The sequence below is a fragment of the Kitasatospora sp. NPDC057936 genome (genome assembly GCF_042887525.1).
Lineage (GTDB): Bacteria > Actinomycetota > Actinomycetes > Streptomycetales > Streptomycetaceae > Kitasatospora.
This window is the reverse complement of the sequence record NZ_JBHVPD010000071.1, coordinates 27,366-43,979: the sequence shown is the minus strand read 5'-3', so window position 1 is coordinate 43,979 and position 16,614 is coordinate 27,366. Positions and strand designations below refer to the sequence as shown.

General features: G+C 75.3%; 16 protein-coding genes and 1 pseudogene. 9 read left to right on the top strand and 8 right to left on the bottom strand.

Annotated features, from left to right (window positions below):
• Positions 1-12: 12 nt before the first annotated feature.
• Positions 13-347, top strand: a pseudogene (locus ACFVU9_RS30775) (lactate utilization protein C); the annotation flags it as partial.
• On the opposite strand, the gene ddaH reads toward ACFVU9_RS30775, so the two are convergent.
• Both ddaH and ACFVU9_RS30765 read right to left on the bottom strand, forming a co-directional pair.
• Entirely contained in the window at positions 334-1,161 is an 828-nt protein-coding gene (ddaH, locus tag ACFVU9_RS30770) for a dimethylargininase (RefSeq protein ID WP_387598978.1), read from the bottom strand. The pseudogene ACFVU9_RS30775 and the gene ddaH sit on opposite strands and share 14 nt — an antisense overlap.
• 191 nt (positions 1,162-1,352) lie before the next feature.
• Positions 1,353-2,246: an MBL fold metallo-hydrolase gene (locus ACFVU9_RS30765; RefSeq protein ID WP_387598975.1), complete on the bottom strand. Its 894-nt coding sequence runs from the start codon at positions 2,244-2,246 to the stop codon at positions 1,353-1,355.
• Positions 2,247-2,454: 208 nt separating this feature from the next.
• Between ACFVU9_RS30765 and ACFVU9_RS30760 the strand changes: the two genes are divergently transcribed.
• Positions 2,455-3,237 carry an SGNH/GDSL hydrolase family protein gene (locus ACFVU9_RS30760; RefSeq protein WP_380444937.1) on the top strand — a complete coding sequence of 261 codons (783 nt, stop codon included), beginning with the start codon at positions 2,455-2,457 and terminating at the stop codon, positions 3,235-3,237.
• A 7-nt stretch (positions 3,238-3,244) separates the two neighbouring features.
• Here ACFVU9_RS30760 and ACFVU9_RS30755 read toward each other — a convergent pair whose 3' ends face one another.
• Positions 3,245-3,652, bottom strand: coding sequence for a DUF2809 domain-containing protein (locus ACFVU9_RS30755; protein WP_380444938.1), 408 nt, complete (start codon positions 3,650-3,652; stop codon positions 3,245-3,247).
• Positions 3,653-3,772: 120 nt separating this feature from the next.
• Here ACFVU9_RS30755 and ACFVU9_RS30750 point away from each other — a divergent pair, with 120 nt between their 5' ends.
• The 3 genes from ACFVU9_RS30750 to ACFVU9_RS30740 all read left to right on the top strand — a co-directional run bounded on the left by ACFVU9_RS30750 (position 3,773) and on the right by ACFVU9_RS30740 (position 7,270).
• Positions 3,773-5,203, top strand: a complete 1,431-nt coding sequence (locus ACFVU9_RS30750; RefSeq protein WP_380444939.1) for a DUF2252 domain-containing protein — start codon at positions 3,773-3,775, stop codon at positions 5,201-5,203.
• Between the two features lie 274 nt (positions 5,204-5,477).
• The gene (locus ACFVU9_RS30745; protein WP_380444940.1) at positions 5,478-6,014 is read left to right on the top strand and encodes a hypothetical protein; all 537 of its coding nucleotides are present in this window, start codon (positions 5,478-5,480) and stop codon (positions 6,012-6,014) included.
• A 35-nt stretch (positions 6,015-6,049) separates the two neighbouring features.
• Positions 6,050-7,270, top strand: coding sequence for a sensor histidine kinase (locus ACFVU9_RS30740; protein ID WP_380444941.1), 1,221 nt, complete (start codon positions 6,050-6,052; stop codon positions 7,268-7,270).
• 89 nt (positions 7,271-7,359) lie between these two features.
• On the opposite strand, the gene ACFVU9_RS30735 is transcribed toward ACFVU9_RS30740, so the two are convergent.
• The 3 genes from ACFVU9_RS30735 to ACFVU9_RS30725 all read right to left on the bottom strand — a co-directional run bounded on the left by ACFVU9_RS30735 (position 7,360) and on the right by ACFVU9_RS30725 (position 10,180).
• Positions 7,360-8,046, bottom strand: a complete 687-nt coding sequence (locus ACFVU9_RS30735; RefSeq protein WP_380499440.1) for an alpha/beta fold hydrolase — start codon at positions 8,044-8,046, stop codon at positions 7,360-7,362.
• A 71-nt stretch (positions 8,047-8,117) separates the two neighbouring features.
• Positions 8,118-9,620 carry an MFS transporter gene (locus ACFVU9_RS30730; RefSeq protein ID WP_380444943.1) on the bottom strand — a complete coding sequence of 501 codons (1,503 nt, stop codon included), beginning with the start codon at positions 9,618-9,620 and terminating at the stop codon, positions 8,118-8,120.
• Entirely contained in the window at positions 9,617-10,180 is a 564-nt protein-coding gene (locus tag ACFVU9_RS30725) for a helix-turn-helix domain-containing protein (RefSeq protein ID WP_380444944.1), read from the bottom strand. Before ACFVU9_RS30725 ends, ACFVU9_RS30730 begins: the two co-directional genes overlap by 4 nt.
• A gap of 209 nt (positions 10,181-10,389) precedes the next feature.
• Between ACFVU9_RS30725 and ACFVU9_RS30720 the strand changes: the two genes are divergently transcribed.
• Positions 10,390-11,682 (top strand): DUF5685 family protein, encoded by a 1,293-nt coding sequence (locus ACFVU9_RS30720; protein ID WP_380509239.1) that lies wholly within the window; start codon positions 10,390-10,392, stop codon positions 11,680-11,682.
• 3 nt (positions 11,683-11,685) lie between these two features.
• On the opposite strand, the gene ACFVU9_RS30715 is transcribed toward ACFVU9_RS30720, so the two are convergent.
• Complete coding sequence (locus ACFVU9_RS30715) at positions 11,686-11,841, bottom strand: hypothetical protein (protein ID WP_359958721.1); 156 nt, start codon at positions 11,839-11,841, stop codon at positions 11,686-11,688.
• A 197-nt stretch (positions 11,842-12,038) separates the two neighbouring features.
• On the opposite strand from ACFVU9_RS30715, the gene ACFVU9_RS30710 reads away from it, so the two are divergent.
• Positions 12,039-12,926, top strand: coding sequence for a chitosanase (locus ACFVU9_RS30710; protein WP_380509236.1), 888 nt, complete (start codon positions 12,039-12,041; stop codon positions 12,924-12,926).
• A gap of 132 nt (positions 12,927-13,058) precedes the next feature.
• The gene (locus tag ACFVU9_RS30705; protein WP_387598967.1) at positions 13,059-14,318 is read left to right on the top strand and encodes an ROK family protein; all 1,260 of its coding nucleotides are present in this window, start codon (positions 13,059-13,061) and stop codon (positions 14,316-14,318) included.
• 81 nt (positions 14,319-14,399) lie between these two features.
• Here ACFVU9_RS30705 and ACFVU9_RS30700 read toward each other — a convergent pair whose 3' ends face one another.
• Positions 14,400-15,614, bottom strand: a complete 1,215-nt coding sequence (locus tag ACFVU9_RS30700; RefSeq protein WP_387598965.1) for a serine hydrolase domain-containing protein — start codon at positions 15,612-15,614, stop codon at positions 14,400-14,402.
• 243 nt (positions 15,615-15,857) lie between these two features.
• On the opposite strand from ACFVU9_RS30700, the gene ACFVU9_RS30695 reads away from it, so the two are divergent.
• Positions 15,858-16,532 (top strand): hypothetical protein, encoded by a 675-nt coding sequence (locus ACFVU9_RS30695; RefSeq protein ID WP_387598962.1) that lies wholly within the window; start codon positions 15,858-15,860, stop codon positions 16,530-16,532.
• The last annotated feature ends 82 nt before the right edge of the window (positions 16,533-16,614 follow it).

The window sequence follows — 16,614 nt, the reverse complement described above, 5'->3', positions numbered from 1 at the left end:
GACTCCACGCTCACCACCGCCCGTCTCGACGCCGTCGACAGCGTCGTGACGGGCTGTGCGCTCGCGATCGCCGAGACCGGGACGATCGTGCTGGACGCCGTCGACAGCGTCGTGACGGGCCGCTCACCCTCGTCCCGGACCACCACGTGTGCGTGGTGCGCGCGCCGGAGCAGGTCGTGGCCTCCGTCCCGCTCGCGCCGGCCCGGCTCGGCCCGGCGAGCCGCAGGCCGCAGACCTGGATCTCCGGGCCGTCCGCGACCAGCGACATCGAGCCCGACCGGGTCGAGGGCGTGCACGGGCCGCGCGGGCTCGACGTCCTCCTGGTCACGGGCGCTACGCCGGCCTGAGCTCCAGCGTGCAGCACTTCGCCCCGCCGCCGCCCTTGAGCAGCTCCGAGACGTCGACCGGGATCGGCTCGTAGCCCTCGTCCGCGAGCCGCCCGGCCAGGTTCTTCGCCGCCTCCGGCAGGAGCACCCGGCGCCCGTCCGAGACGGCGTTCAGGCCGAAGACCTCGGCGTCGGCGCGGTCGGCCAGGATCGCGTCGGGGTACAGGGCGCGCAGCACCGCCCGGCTGTCGGCGTCGAACGCCTCCGGGTAGTACATGACCTGGTCGTCGTCCAGGACGGCCAGCGCGGTGTCCAGGTGGTAGAAGCGCGGGTCGACGAGGGTGAGGGTGGTCACCGGCACGCCGAACACCTCGCCCGCCTCGGCGTGCGCGGCGCGCGAGGTGCGGAAGCCGGTGCCGGCCAGCACCCGGCGCCCGGCCACCAGGTGGTCGCCCTCGCCCTCGTTGACGTGCCCGGCGCGGCGCACCTCGTGGTAGCCGCGGTCGCGGAACCAGTCCTGGTAGGCGGAGGACTCGGGGGCGCGCTCGGGGTAGCGGAAGGTGGCGACCAGCGCGCGGCCGTCCAGGACGGTCGCGCCGTTGGCGGCGTACACCATGTCGGGCAGGCCGGGCACCGGCTCGATCAGCTCGACGGTGTGGCCGAGGCGGCGGTAGAGCCAGTAGAGGCGCTCCCACTGGCGGATGGCGAGCGCGGTGTCGGTGGGCTGGGCCGGGTCCATCCAGGGGTTGATCGCGTAGTCCACGGTGAAGTACGTCGGCCGGCACATCAGGTAGTGCCGCGGCCGGGCGGTGCGCTCCGGGGTCAGACGTGGCATGTCTCTACCGTCCTTGAACAGCAAGGGTGTTCGGGTCCTGTTGCGGCTGCCCAGGCAGCGCCGTCCGCACACCCGCGCAGCCCTCCCCGCCGGGCGCACTCCCCCGCGCAACCGGCGCGAGCCCCGGCGCACACGCACCGTCCCGGGCCTGGCCGGGCATCCCCGGTCGGGCCGGGTCGGGTCGGGTCGGGTCACCAGCGGACCGCCGCGAAGTCGACCGGGGCCGGGCGCAGCGTCCGGCAGCGCTCGGCGAGGGCACGCAGCCGGCGGGCCGCCTCCTCGGTCGGCATCCGGCGCCGCTCGCCGTGGCCGGGCAGCAGCCACTCGAAGCGCAGCGCGTCCACCGTGCGGTCGAGCGACGCGGAGAGCTCCAGGACCGAGTGCCAGACGATCGTCTCGAACACCGCGATGTCCTCGTCGGTGCGGGACCAGTGCAGGGTGTCGCCGGTGAAGAGGTGGCGTTCGTCGGCGAGGTAGAGCACGCTGCCGCGGGTGTGGCCGGGGAAGGGGTGCGCGACGACGCCCGGGACGACCTCGACCGGGTCGGTGCCGCGCAGCACGCGGTCGGCGGTCGGGGCGGCGTCCAGGTCGCCCTCGTGGATCCAGAGCCGGGCGCCGAGGCGGTCGGCCCAGGCGCGGCCGTGCTCGGCGTGGTCACGGTGCGTCAGGAGGACGTCGGTGACCGGGCCGAGAGCCGCGTAGCGGGCGGCGAGGGACTCGGCGAAGCGGGGCGTGTCGACCATGATCCAGCCGTCCGGGCGGCGCAGGAGGTAGGAGTTGGCGCCGGCGGTGCGCGGGGAGTTGTGGCCGAGCAGCAGCAGCCCGTCGTCGAGGGCCAGCGGGAACGGGTCGGTGCCCGGTTCGAGCCGGCCGCCGGCGGGGCGGATCGAGCGGGTGGGGCAGGCGTGGGCGGCGGAGTACAGCTGCCGGCGTTCGGCGTCGTCCCGCGGCTGGCGCGCCAGTTCGGAGCGGCCGTCGCGCTCGCGGATCAGGCCGGGTGCGAGCTGGCGGGCGGCGTCGCAGTTGAAGCAGCGGTCGTCGACGGTCCAGTCTCCGGGCACGCCGGAGGGAGGGGTCGTGGTCATGGAGGGCTCCCGGGGGGGGTGACGGCGGCCGAGCGGCCGCGCACCTCCACCCTCGTCCGCGCGGGCCGGAAACCGGAAGGGGGCGGGCGTCTTGTGCTTCACGAACGCGCCTGATCACCACGGGGTTTACCAACGTGGCCGATGTCACGTCGGCATAAGGGTCACCTACGGTGGCGTAGGTCACTTGATTAGGTGAACTATCTTCTTCATGCCGAATCTCCAGGAGACCCTTGACATCAGTTCGTATGCCGCCCTCGGCGACAGCTTCACCGAGGGCCTGAACGACCCCGGGCTCGACGGCGCCTTCTTCGGCTGGGCCGACCGCCTGGCCGGGATGCTCGCGGTGAGCAAGCCGAAGGGCGAGTTCCGCTACGCCAACCTCGCGGTCCGCGGGCGGCTGCTGGACCAGATCGCCGCCGAGCAGGTGCCCGAGGTCCGCCGCCTCCAGCCCGACCTCGTCACCTTCTGCGCCGGCGGCAACGACATCCTGCGCCCCGGCAGCGACCCGGACGAGGTGGCCGAGCGCTTCGAGCGGGCCGTCACCCAACTCGCGGACTCCGCGGGCACGGTGCTCATCTGCACCGGCTTCGACACCAAGGACGTCCCGCTGCTCAAGCACCTGCGCGGCAAGATCGCCACCTACAACGGGCACATGCGCGCCGTCGCCGACCGGCACGGCTGCAAGGTCGCCGACCTCTGGTCGCTGCGCTCGGTGCACGACCGCCGCGCCTGGAGCGAGGACCGGCTGCACCTGTCCCCCGAGGGCCACCAGCGGGTCGCCCTGCTGGCCGCCAACTCGCTCGGCCTGCGCACCGACGAGGACCCGCAGGCGCCGTGGCCGACCGCTCCGCACCTGTCCGCCGCCGACCAGCGGCGCGAGAACATCCAGTGGGCCCGCGAGTTCCTGATCCCGTGGGTCGGGCGGCGCCTGCGCGGCGAGTCCTCGGGCGACCACGTCGAGCCCAAGCGCCCGGACCTGATGCCGCTCTGACGACAGGTCACCTGCCGGGTGCCGCGACCTCCCGGGGCCGCAGCACCCGGTGCGCGGCGTACGCCGACGCGGCACCGACCAGGTACCAGAACAGGTCGGGCGGGTTGAACGTGGAGCCGAGGACCAGCCGGGCGAGCGTGCTGCGCCGCCCGAGGTCGTCCGGCACGCCGGTGATCTGGAACAGCTCCACCGCCCAGCTCAGCGCCGCCGCCACGACGGCCGCCCGGGCCGGGCGCACCCGGGGCGCCACGAGCACCACCAGGGCGTACACCAGCACGGTGTAGAGCGCGTCCCCCGCACACTTGGCGAACTCCCCGGCGGCGACGGACCGGACACCCAGCCCTGCCGCCACCGTCAGTCCCGCCGCCACCACTGCCGCCGCCCGCACCCGCAGGCTCCCCCGTCGATCGCTCACGCGACCGATGCTACGTGCTGGAACCACCGCTTCCGTTCGAACGTCACTCCACTCGCAGGCCGTTCGCGCACGTCGCCGGGCGGGGGAGCGACGAAGGGCGGGCGGGAAGCGGTGACACAGGTGACCGATGCGGTGCACGAGGCCACGGCAGACACGGACGGGAAGCCCCAACGGCGCTTCGCCGTCCCCGGGTTCGCCCGGCACCACGACACCCGCGCCCGCGAGCGCGGCAAGGCGCTGCGCGGGCGGGTGCCGCGCGAGGAGCACGCGCTGTTCGCCCCCGCGGCCGACCGGCCGACCGCCGTCGAGGCCCTGGAAGCCTCCAACGCCGGCCGGCTGCCCCGCCTCGTCCCGATCCGGGTCGGCCGGATGGCCGCCACCCCGTTCGCCTTCCTGCGCGGCTCCGCCGGACTGATGGCCGCCGACCTCGCGGGCACGCCCGTCACCGGCGTCCGCGCCCAGCTGTGCGGCGACGCGCACGCCGCCAACTTCGGCCTCTACGGCGACGCCCGCGGCCAACTCGTCATGGACATCAACGACTTCGACGAGACCGTGCCCGGCCCCTGGGAGTGGGACCTCAAGCGCCTCGCCACCAGCCTGGTGCTGGCCGGACGCGAGACCGGGGCGAGCGAGACCACCGCCCGCCAGGCCGCCGCCCACGTGGCCGGGGCCTACCGCCGCACGGTGCGCACGCTCGCCAAGCTGCCCGCCCTCGACGCCTGGAACGCCGTGGCCGACGAGCAGTTGGTCTCCTTCGCCGAGGCGCACGACCTCGCCGACGTGCTGCGCAAGGTCGGTGCCAAGGCGCTGGGCAACACCAGCGCCCGGTTCGCCGCCAAGAGCACCGTCCGCGAGGCGGACGGCGCCTGGCGCTTCACCGCCGCTCCCCCGGTGCTCACCGAGCTGCCGTGCGAGCTCGCCGCGGCGGTCGCCGAATCGCTCGGCCCGTACGTCGACACCGTGCCCGCCGAGGTGCGCACGCTGCTCGCCCGCCACCGGGTCCAGGACGTCGCGTTCCGGGTGGTCGGCACCGGCAGCGTCGGCACCCGCTCGTACGTCGTGCTGCTCACCGACCACCGGGACCAGCCGCTCGTGCTCCAGGTCAAGGAGGCCCGCCCGTCGGTACTCCTGCCCCACCTGGCCCGCGCGGGCTTCGCCGTCACGGACCCGGAGCCGCACGAGGGCCGCCGGGTGGTGCTCGGCCAGAAGCACATGCAGGTGGTCAGCGACACCCTGCTCGGCTGGACCACGGTGAACGGACGGCCCTACCAGGTACGGCAGTTCCGCAACCGCAAGGGCAGCGTCGACCCGGCCGCGCTGCTGCCCGGCCAGCTCGACGACTACGCCCGGATCACCGGCGCGCTGCTCGCCCGGGCCCACGCGCACACCGCCGACCCGGGCGTCCTCGCCGGCTACTGCGGCAAGAGCGAGGCGCTGGACGAGGCGGTCGCCGCCTTCGCGGTCGCCTACGCGGACCGCACGGAGGCCGACCACGCGGACCTGGTCGCGGCGGTGCGCAGCGGGCGGCTGCCGTCGGAGCCGGGGGTCTGAGCGCTTCGATCCGGGGTCGCCGTGGGTGACCGGGACCGCGCCGGGACGAGGGCCTCAGGTGCCCGGGACCGGGGGCGGTCCACCGTGGGGGCATGCCACGTACGCGAACGACGGCCGCCCCGGGCGACTTCCCGGCGGCACGCACGACCCCGCTCGCGAGCTCACCCGGGCGGTCGCCCCCTGGGGGCGGCCCGGGAGCGGGCGGGTTAGGACTGGACCGGACACGCGTTCGGCCGATGCCCGCCCCGGGCACCCTCACCCCCAGGACTCCGCCATGAACGACCACTCCACCCAGTCCCCCGCGGTGGGCGCCACCGTGCACCTCATCGGGCCCGGCGGCACGGCGGGCCCGGCCCTCGCCCACGGCATCCTCGCCGGTCCGCGCAGCGTGCTCGTGCCCGATCCGCCGAGGACCGTCGGCGACCCCTGGCAGCGCTACCTCGTGCGGCTCGGCCCGGCCCCCGACCCCGGCGACGGCGCCGAGGCGCTCCGGGTGGCCGGGGTCAGCCTGGCCGCGGTCGCCGTGGACGGCGTCCGGGCCGCGGTCGCCGTCCTCTCGCTCGCCTCGCCGTCCGCCCAGGCCCCGGCGGCCGCGAGCACCACGGCGGACGGGCTCGTCGACAGCGTCCGGCGCCACGGCGGCGACCTGTGGGCCGTGTTCGCCGAGCTCGGCTACCCGGTCACCCGTCCGCCGTCGGCGCCCGCCCCCGGGTCCGGGGACGACTGGTGGACCGGCTTCGCCGCGAGCGACGTCTCGGTCTTCGCCGCCGGGATCTGCTGCATCAGCGTCAACTGCCCGCCCAGGTGCTGACCGGCACCGGCGGCTGAGGGAAGGAGCCCGACCGGATGGATCCCGAACAGGTCCCGGCCGGAACCCGCCGGTGGATCCGGTCCGCCCGGGTGCAGGACGCCGCCCTCGCCCTCGCGGTCATCGTCCCCGAGGCCTTCTTCTTCGGTGACCCGATCGCCCCCGGCACGAGCTGGCCCGCACGGCTCGTGCTCGCCGCCTTCGCCCTGCCGGAGGCCGTCGCCCTGCTGTTCCGGCGGCGGTGGCCGACGGCGGTGTACCTCGTCGTCTGGGCGCTCGCGGCCGGCGCGAGCGTGCTCACCATCCTCACCGACTTCCACTTCACGCCGTACTTCGGCATTCTCGTCGCGCTGTACACCGTCGCCCGGCTGTGCCGCCGCCCGGCCGCCCTCACCGCCCTCGCCCTCACGGCCGTGCCGATCGGCCTCGACACCGCGGACATCCTGACCAGCCTCGGCACACCCGGCTACCGGACGGCCGCGCTCGTCACCGCCCTCGCGTTCTACCTGCCGCTCACCATCGCCGCCTGGGGCGTCGGCCGGTGGAGCCGGGCCACCGCCGCCGCGGCCGAGCACGACCGCCTCGCGCTCGCCCGCGCCCGCCTGGCCGTCACCCACGAACGCGTCCGGATCGCGCGCGAGCTGCACGACATCGTCGCCAACGCGGTGGCCGTCATCGTCATGCAGGCCGAGACCGCCCGCGCCACGGCCGCCGCCGACCCGCCCCGCGCCGAGGAGACCCTCACCCGGATCGAGGACCTCGGCCGCGGCGCCATGGCCGAACTCCGCCGCCTGCTGCGCCTCCTGCGCACCGCCGACGCGCCCGTCGAGGACGGCGTCCGGCGCAGGGGACTCGCGGACCTCGCCCCGCTGCTGGAGGACGTCCGCCGGGCCGGGGTGCTGATCGACCTGGAGGTGCAGGGGACGCCGGCGCACCTCGACGAGAGCGTCGACCTGACCGCCTACCGGCTCGTGCAGGAGGCCGTCACCAACATCACCAAGCACGCGGGGCCGGGCAGTCACGCCGCGGTCCGGATCACCTGGACCGACGTGCTGCACCTGGACGTGGTCGACGACGGGGCCGGCCACTGCACCGCCACCCGGCGCGAGCTGTCCACCGGCCACGGGCTGATCGGACTCGCCGAACGCATCGCCCTGTTCGGCGGCGAGCTCTCCGCGACGCCGTACCGGTCGGGCTTCCGGGTCACCGCGACCCTGCCGCTCACCCCGGCGTCGGTCGCGCCGGAGCCGGCGGGGTAGGGCGCCGGCTTGGGAGAGAGCCGGAGGGCGCCGCCGTCAGACCGTTCAGGCCACTCGGACCACTCAAACCGCCAGGCCGCTCAGACCGCTCAGACCGCCAGGAACGGCGCCACGGCGGCGACGTACTCGGCCGGGCGGGCGGCGTGCACCAGGTGGCCGGCGTCGATGGTGACCGTGCGGCAGTCCGGGATGAGGGCGGCCAGGTCGGCGATCCGCTCCTGCGAGACGTGGCTCGTCGGACCGCCCGCCACCACGAGGGTCGGCGCGGTGATCCGCCGCAGGCCCTCGCGCCAGGCCGGGTCGGGGGTGTCCACCTGGGCCTTGAGCGGGCGGACGACCGCCCAGTCGAAGTCCACCGGCTCCTGCGGCGCGTCCGGCACGGCGCTCGCCGGGCGCGGGAACGGCGGCGGGATCTCCTCCAGCACCAGGCGGCCGATCCGCTCCGGACGCGCCTGGGCGAGCAGGTAGGCGACCGCGCCGCCCATCGAGTGGCCGACCAGGTCGACCCGGTCGAGCCCGAGCGCGTCGAGCACGGCGAGGACGTCGTCGCGCATGGCCTCCAGGCTGTAGACGGCGGCGCGTCCGCTGTCGCCGTGCCCGCGCAGGTCGAGCGCGTACGCGCGGTGCCCCGGCGCGAGCGCGGGCAGGACGCCGTCCCAGTCCGAGGCCCGCTCGCCGAGAGCGTGCAGCAGCACCAGCGGCGGCCCGTCGGGCGGGCCGCTCTCACGGCAGGCGATCGCCACGTCGGGCAGGTCCACGATCCGAACGTCCGTCATGCCGATCACCGTACGTCGGGGCGGAGCGTCAGCCGACGGATGTTCGCCCAGGGCTCAGGGCGGGCCGCTGCTCACCGGGCCGGCGCTTCCCCACGGCTCACGGCCCCGGCCCCGACCTCTACCGACACCCCGCCCGCGCCCGCCGCCTCGCGGGCCGTCGCGCGGCCCGCCAGCACCGAGGCCAGCACCGCCAGCCCGGCGAGGGCCGCGCACACCAGGCTCGCGTACAGGTACGCCGAACGGTGGCCGCCGCCCGCGTCCGTGGCCCGCAGGTAGACGCCGGACAGTGCCGAGACGCCGACGGCCGCCGCGATCCGCTGGGCCATCTGCAGGATCGCACCGCTCACCCCGGCCGCCTCGGCGGGGGCGTGGCGCAGCACGTACGACTGGTTGGTGGCGCCCATCAGCCCGACCGAGGCCCCGCCGAGGAACTGGAGCAGCGCGAGCAGCCACGGCAGGACGGCGGCGGGGGCCCAGTGCGCGACCAGGCCGCTGAGCAGCATCGCGAGCGCGGAGCCGGTCATGCCCGCGGTGACGGTCCGCCGGCCGAAGCGCTGCACGACCCGCCACGCGAGTGCGGAGGCGACCCCCATCGCGACCGCCGACGGCAGCGCCACCAGGGCCGCGCCCATCGGGGAGAGCCCGAGGCCGTCCTGGAGGAACATCGTGAGCACGAGGCCGGCCGCGAGCGAGGAGCCGAACTGGGCCATCGCCGTGGCCGTCCCGAGCGCGTACGGCGCGGAGCGGGTGAGCGCGGGGTGGATCAGCGGGTGGCCGCCGGAGCGGGCGTAGCGGCGCTGCCACCACACGAGCGTGCCGAGCAGGAGCCCGGCGACGGCGGCGAACGCGAGCCACCCCGTCCAGGCGGGCGGCTGGACGAACGGCAGCATCAGCGCGAGCGTGAGCGCACCGACGAGCAGGAGGCCGACGAGGTCGAGGTTCGCGTTGCGGGCGCTCGGCCGCGGCCGGGGCAGGTGGCGCGCCGCGAGCAGGACGGTGGCGAGGCCGAACGGCACGTTGAGCAGGAAGGTCAGCCGCCAGCCGTGCTCGGGGCCGACGGCCGCCAGCACCGCGCCGCCGACCGGCGGTCCGAGCGCGAAGGCGAGCCCGCCGGTGACGGCGTACATGCCGAGGGCGCGGGCGCGCAGCTGGCCCTCGAAGACGTCCTGGAGGGTGCCGATCATCTGGGAGTTGACGAGTCCGGCACCCGCGCCCTGCACCAGCCGGGCGGCGATCAGCACACCGGGGTCGGCGGCCGTCGCGGAGACCACGCTGACCAGGGTGAACAGGGCGAGGCCGGTCACGAAGAACCACTTGCGGCCGAGGACGTCGCCGAGCCGCCCGCCGGGGATGAGGGCGAGACCGAAGGCCAGCGAGTACCCGGCGACGATCCACTGCAGGTGGGCGGGCTGGGCGTGCAGGCTCTCGCGCAGCGCGGGGATGGAGGTGTTGAGGACGGACTGGTCGATCAGGGTGGTGAACCCGCCCGCGACGCAGACCAGCAGGACGCGGCGCCCGGCGGCGTCGAAGCGCTCGCGGGGCGCCTTCGCTATCGCGGGGTTCGCGCCGTTCACGCTTCCACCACCACGAGCGCGTACCGGGCCTCGCCGGGCCCGAGGCTGCGGAAGCGGCTGGAGGAGGTGGTGTAGCGCAGACAGTCGCCGGCGCCGAGCCGGTGCGGCTCGCCGTCGACGGTCAGCTCCAACTCCCCCTCCAGCACCCACAGGTGGTGCTCCATGCCGGGCACGCACGGGCGGTCGTAGACGATGTCGGCCCCCGCCGGGAGCCGGCCCTCGATGATCTCGGCGCGCAGCGAGTTGTGCGGCGGGGAGACGGACCGGCGGACGAAGCCGCTCGTGCCGTCCCGCCAGACCCGCTGCTCCCCGGCCCGCACCAGACGCGCGGGCGCGGACTCGACCTCGGCGAGCAGCCGGGACATGGTCCGCCCGTAGACGGCGCACAGCCGCCCGAGCAGCGCGGCCGTCGGGCTGACCTCGGCCCGCTCGACGCGCGACAGCGTGGACCGGCTGACGTCCGCCCGCCGTGCCAACTCCTCCAGCGTCCAGCCGCGTTCGACCCGCAGCTCGGCGAGCCTGGTGGCGAGCCGCTCGTCGGCGGCCGTCTCGATTCCCATATTCGCGATGCTATCCCGGATCCGGGACGCGGTTCCCGGTCGCGCGGGCCCTTGTCCGAAGAACGGCCGGCCGGGAGGTGTCGGGGGCCGCCGCGACCCGGCCCCGGCGTGTGCGGATCTCGTGCGACCCCTCGGCCCGGCAGGGCGGCTGATCATATGATGTCGGCCGGATCGGGGCTGGTCAGAGGCCCGAACGGCGAGGGGGAATCATGTTCGGCATCATCAGACCGTGCAAGCACCGGCTGTCCGAGCGGCTCCAGAGCTCGTGGATGGCGCACCTGTGCGGGCTGTGCCTCGCGCTGCGCGACGACCACGGGCAGCTCGCCCGCACCGCCACCAACTACGACGGCCTGATCATCTCGGTGCTGGTCGAGGCGCAGAGCGCCCGCGACGACTCCTCCTGGCGCCGTACCGCCGGGCCGTGCCCGCTGCGCGGCATGCGCACCGCCTCCGTCGCCAAGGGCGAGGGCGCCCGGCTCGCGGCCGCCGTCTCGCTCGCGCTCGCCTCGGTCAAGATCCGCGACCACGTCGAGGACCGCGACGGCGTCTTCGCCCGCCGGCCGGTCGCGGCGGGGGCGCGGGCCGTCACCCGGCGCTGGGACCGGCAGAGCGCGGGCAGCGCCTCGGCGGTCGGCTTCGACACCGCCGTCCTGCTCGACGCCGCCTCCCGGCAGGGCGAGTTGGAGCGCGCGCTGCGCCCGGGCGGGTCCGTCCTGCTGGTCACCGAGCCGACCGAGAGCGCGACGTCGGCCGCTTTCGCACACACCGCCGTCCTCGCCGGGCGCCCCGGCAACGCGGCCCCGCTCGCCGAGGCCGGACGGCTCTTCGGCCGGCTCGCCCACCTCCTCGACGCCGCCGAGGACCAGGACGCCGACGCGGCGAGCGGCGCCTGGAACCCGCTGACGGCCACCGGCACCGACCGCGCCGAGGCCGAACGGCTGTGCCGCGACGCCGTCCACGGCATCCGACTGGCGCTGCGCGAGGTCGAACTGACGGACCGGGCGCTGGTGCACGTCCTGCTCGCGCACGAGACGGAGACCGCCGTCGACCGGGTCTTCGGCTCCGCCCGTCACACCGCCGCGTGCCGCACCCGGACGCCCGGCAGCGGCGGAGACGGGGGCCACCCGTCCGCCGAGCACCCGTCCGCCGAGCACCCCCAGGACGCCCCGCCGCGCCGGGAGTCCGAGAAGGCGCCCGCCCCGCCGTGGATCCCGCAGGGCCCCGGCTTCACCCCGGTCGGCCCCAAGCCGCCGCAGCCGCGCAACCTGCTGGCCGGCTGCGCGGTGTGGGCGCTCATGGCCTGCACGTGCCAGCTGATGTGCTGCGAGCACAACGACCCGTTCAGCCGCGAGCCGCGCAAGGGCTTCTGCGAGCGGCACGACTGCTGCGACAACTGCGACTGCAGCGGCTGCGACGGGTGCGGTGACTGCTGCCAGTGCTGCCAGTGCTGCGGCGACGGCTGCGACTGCGGCTGTGACGGGTGCGACTGCGGCTGCAACTGACGGTCATCCGTCCCGCCGCACCGCCGCCTCCCGGTCCGCCGCGAGCGAGTTCTCCAGTCCCGTCAGCAACTGCCGGAACCGGTCCGCGTCCTGTTCGGTCATCCGCCCCTCGGGCAGCCGCCCGGCGTCCCCCGGCCGCTCGGCCGTGCTCTCGTCCATGCGGCAGACGCTAGGGGCGGGTGATCAACACGCGATAAACGCACCTGCCGACGATGGGCGCGCCCTCCTCGCCGAATCCTCTCGGAAATTTATTAGGAAAGTTTACTTACCTTATGGACCGGGGCGCGCCCGGGCCCCTAGTCTGCTGCCGCGAGCTCGCGCTTCACCTCACCCCCACGGAGAAACGGAGCACAGCCATGCGACTTGCCCGAGTCCCCCGCCTCGCCGTCGTCGCCACCGCGGTCGCCCTGGCCGCCGGCCCCGCCTGCGCCGCAACCGCCTCGCCCGCCTTGCCCGCCGCCCCCACCGCCCCCACGGCGGCCGCCACCACCGCGACCGCCGCCCGCCCGCTGGACGCCGGCGGCATGACCGCCGACCAGCGCCGCCGGGCCGACCAGCTGATCAGCATCTTCGAGAACAGCACCACCGTCATCCAGTACGGCTACGCCGAGAACATCAACGACGGCCGCGGCGTCACCGCCGGGCGCGCCGGCTTCACCACCAACGACGGCGACGCGCTCAAGGTCGTCCGCGCCTACACCGCAACCGTCCCCGACAACCCGCTGGCCCGTTTCGTCCCCGAGCTGGAGCGCCTCGCCGCAGCCGGCAGCGGCGACACCAGCGGGCTGCCCGAGGCCGACTACATCGCGGCGTGGCAGCAGGCCGCCGACGACCCGGCCTTCCGCCAGGTCCAGGACGACCAGGTCGACCAGCGCTACTTCTCCCCCGCGATGAGCCAGGCCGACCAGCTCGGACTCACCACCGCGCTCGCCCGCGCCGAGCTGTACGACGCCTCGATCCAGCACGGCAACGGCGGCGAGTACGACGCGCTGCCCGCGCTGATCGCCCGCACCAACGCCAAGGCCGGCCCGCCGTCGAGCGCCGGGGAGAACGCCTGGCTCGCGGCGTTCTTCGACGTCCGCGTCGACGACCTCACCAACCCGGCCAACGGCTCGACGGCCGACGAGTGGCGCAAGTCCGTCGACCGCGTCGAGTGCCTGCGCCGCATAGCCGCGACGGGCAACTACAACCTCGACGGCCCGCTGGACGTCACCGCCTTCGGGGCGGGCTACACGATCAGCTGACGCGGCCGCAACGGCCCGTCACCCCACCGGTGGTGGCGCGGAACGGCCGGTCCCGCCACCACCGGCCCCGGCCTCCCGATCGTGCCCCGCCCGGGCTCGTTCGCCGCCGGACGGTGCCATACCATCGGCCGAATGAACGCAGCAGGACGGAGAACGGCCGACCAGGCCCCCCGGGACCCCGCCCCGCCCACCCCGGTGCCGCTGCCCGGTCGGCAGACCTGGAACCGGCAGCGGTTGCGCAGCAACAACGAATGGCTGCTCCTGGAGCGGCTGCGCGTGCACGGACCGCTCTCCCGGGCCCAGCTCGCCCGCGACACGGGCCTGTCCAAGCCCACCGTCTCCGCCGCCCTGGCCGCCCTCGAACTCGCCGGCCTGGCCCGCGAGGCCGGCCGCTTCTCCCCCGACCGGGGCCGCACGGCCGTCCTGTACGAGGCCGACCCGGCCGCCGGGCACGTCCTCGGCCTCGACATCGGCCGGGCCCGGCTGCGGGTGGCCGTCGCCGACCTGTCCGGCCGGATCGTCGCCCGCCGCGACCTGCCCAACCGGGGCCGCTCGGCGAACGCGGTGGCCGACGCCGCCGTCGCCGCCGCGCAGGAGGCCATCGCCGAGGCCGGCCTCACCCCGGCCGACATCGCCCACACCGTGGCCGGCTCCCCCGGCGTGTGGGACGAGCGGCGGCGCAGCGTCCAGCTCGCCGCCAACCTGCCGGGCTGGGGCCGCCCCGGCCTCTTCGACCGCATCGCGGAGGGCCTCGGCAGCGGCCGGGCCGTCACCGTCGCCAACGACGCCAACCTGGCCGCCGTCGGCGAGTACACCTACGGCGCGGGCGAGGGCAGCCGCCTCTTCGTCTACCTCCTCGTCGGCACCGGCCTCGGCGTCGGCGTCGTCAAGGACGGCGAACTGCTCACCGGCGCCCACGGCGCGGCCGGCGAACTCGGCCTCCTGCGCCTGCCCGGCTGCGACGTCCCACCCGGCGTCGAGGGCGACCCGACGCTCGAACAGACCGTCTCCGCCGACGCGGTGGTGCGCACCGCCCTCGGGCTCGGCATGCGCCGGCCGCTGACGGCGGAGAAGGTGTTCGACAGGGCCCGCTCCGGCGACCCGGCCGCGGCGGAGGCCGTCCGGCTGGAGGCCGACCGGCTCGGCCACGCGCTCGCCGTCGTGGCGGCGCTGCTCGACCCGGACGTCGTGGTCCTCGGCGGCGGCATCGGCCGCAGCGCCGACCTGCTGCTGCGCCCGCTGGAGGAGGCGCTGCACGAGCGTTCGCCGATGCGCCCGCGCCTGGAGGCGACCCGTCTGGGCCAGGACGCGGTCCTGCTCGGCGCCGTCGCGACCGCGCTGGAGACGGCCCGCCCGGAGGTCTTCGAGCGGCGGACGGCCGCCGTCTCCTGACGGCACGGACGGGGGCCCCGGCCGTTCTCCGGATGCTGTTGGCGAATCCGTGGCCCCGTCAACTCCCTTGCGGGAGCGGCCTCAGGCGTGGAGCGCCAGGCCGAAGGCGGTGACGAGCACCTTCAGCGAGTACCGGTTCTCGGCACCGTCCAGTCCGGTCGGGTTGACCGAGTAGACCACGGTGCGGCCCAGGTCCCGGGTGGCGAACACTCCGCTGGTGTAGCCGGGGCGCGAGCCCGTCTTGCCCCAGATCACGACCCCGTTCTGCTTCAGGCGTTCCAGGCCCATGCTCATGCAGGCCTTGTTGCCCGGGCAGTGGGTGCTGTCCGCGGCGACCGGCACGTCCGGGACGGTGAACAGCTTCTCCTGCTGCGCCGGGGGCAGCAGCCGGCCGCGGAAGAGGGCGGTCATGAAGCGCTCGAGGTCCGGGGCGCTGGAGATCATGCCGCCCTCCGCCCAGGGCCAGGGGCTCTGCTCGGTGACGTCCGCCCGGTACGTGCCGCCGTCCGGGTCCGGGACGGTCAGGTACGGGTGGCTGGCGGGGTGGTGCAGGCGCGGGTCGTCCGCGTCCGGCAGCGAGGTGTCGTGCAGGCCGAGCGGACGGATGATGCGCTCGCGCAGCTCGTGGGCGTAGCTGTGCCCGGTGACCCGCTCGACGAGCAGACCGGCGACGAAGCTGTTCATCCCGTTGTACTGCTGCTGGGTGCCCGGGTCGAAGGCCATCTTCTGGCCGGCCATGGTGGCGACGATCTCCTCCGGGGTGTACCCGTCGCTCCCGTGGTCGGCGAACCACGCGGTGGTGCCGTCGCCCCAGAACGCGTTGGACCCGCCCGGCAGGCCGCTGGTGTGATCGAGCAACTGGCCGACCTTGACCGGCGGGAACCCCTCGGGCAGGACGTCCGGGAGGTACTGCTGGACGGTGCCGTCCAGGTCGATCCGCCCCTCGGCGGCGAGCTGGAGGACGACGGTGGCGGTGAAGACCTTCGAGATCGAGCCGATCCGGAACCGGCCCCCGGTGTCCACGTCATCCCCCGACGTGGCGTCCAGGCTGCCGCCGGAGCCGGTGACGCGGACGAAGGCCGCCGACACGTCGGCCGCCGGGCGCGCGTCGAGCGCCTTGCGGACGGCCGCCGCGTCCAGCGGCGCCAGCGGCGCGGCGCTCGCCGGGGCACCGCTGGGGACGGCGGCCGGCTGCGCCGCCAGCGCGGGGGTGCCCGCGCCGACCGTCAGGGCGGCCGTGAGCGCACCGGCGGCGGCGAGGACGGCCCAACGGGTGCGGTTGGCGTAGGGGTTCACGGGTGATGCAACTCCAGACTGATCGTCAGTAGAGCCGACCGTTCTTCGGCTCGGCGACGAGTCTGCCGACTCCGGCCCCTCAAGATCAATAAGGGTCCCGACCCGCCACCCCTGATCTTTCGTCGGGGTCGACCCCGAGGAGCGGCCGACCGGGCGTACGAACAGCCCTTCCTCCGCCGGTGTCCGAGGCCACTGCTACGCTCCCGCGCAGTTCGGAAGCGAAGATCGAAAAGGCGGGCACGCATGCAGGACGGCAGAGAAGCGGACGACCTCGGGACCGAGCGGGAGAACCCGGGTACGGACACCGAAACGGGCGTGAACGCTGTAATAGGTGTGAACCCGGCACGGCGGCGCAAGGTCGCCCTCGGGATGGCGGCCGGCATCTGCGCGCTCGCGGCGCTGGGCGGCGGCGCACTGCTCCTGACCGGACCGGACTCCGCCGCCTCGACACCGGCCTCCGAGGCGTCACCCACTGCCTCCCCGAGTCCGTCCGCCTCCCCGACCACGACCGAATCCCCGGCCACCGACGCGGCAACCGGGACACCGGCCGCGCCGAGCGCTACGGCCACCCAGGAGACGCCGGACGCGCCGGACACTCCGGAGCCGTCCGCGAAGAAGCCCGCCCCGCCCGCTCCCGCAGCTCCGCCCGCCCCCGCAGCCCCGACGTCGGCCCCACGCCCGAAGAGCAGCGCACCCAAGCCCCCCGCCGCAGAGCCGCCCGCCGACCACCCGGCGCCCGGCGCCCCGCCCGGATGGACGATCCCGCCGCGCCCGGAGCCGACCCTGCCGACGCCGCCCAAGTCCTGCCCGCCCGGCTACCTCGCATCCTGGGACGGCTGCCACAAGCTCGCGCCCGCGATCGTGATCCCCCCGGCGACCATCCCGCCCGGCGCGCCGTTCACCCCCTCGGCCTCCTGAGCCGAGCCCCAGGTCAAGGAATCGTCAACCGATCACCAAGAAAAGACAGTTGGCCGTCAACCCCGGTCACCCTGACGGACGT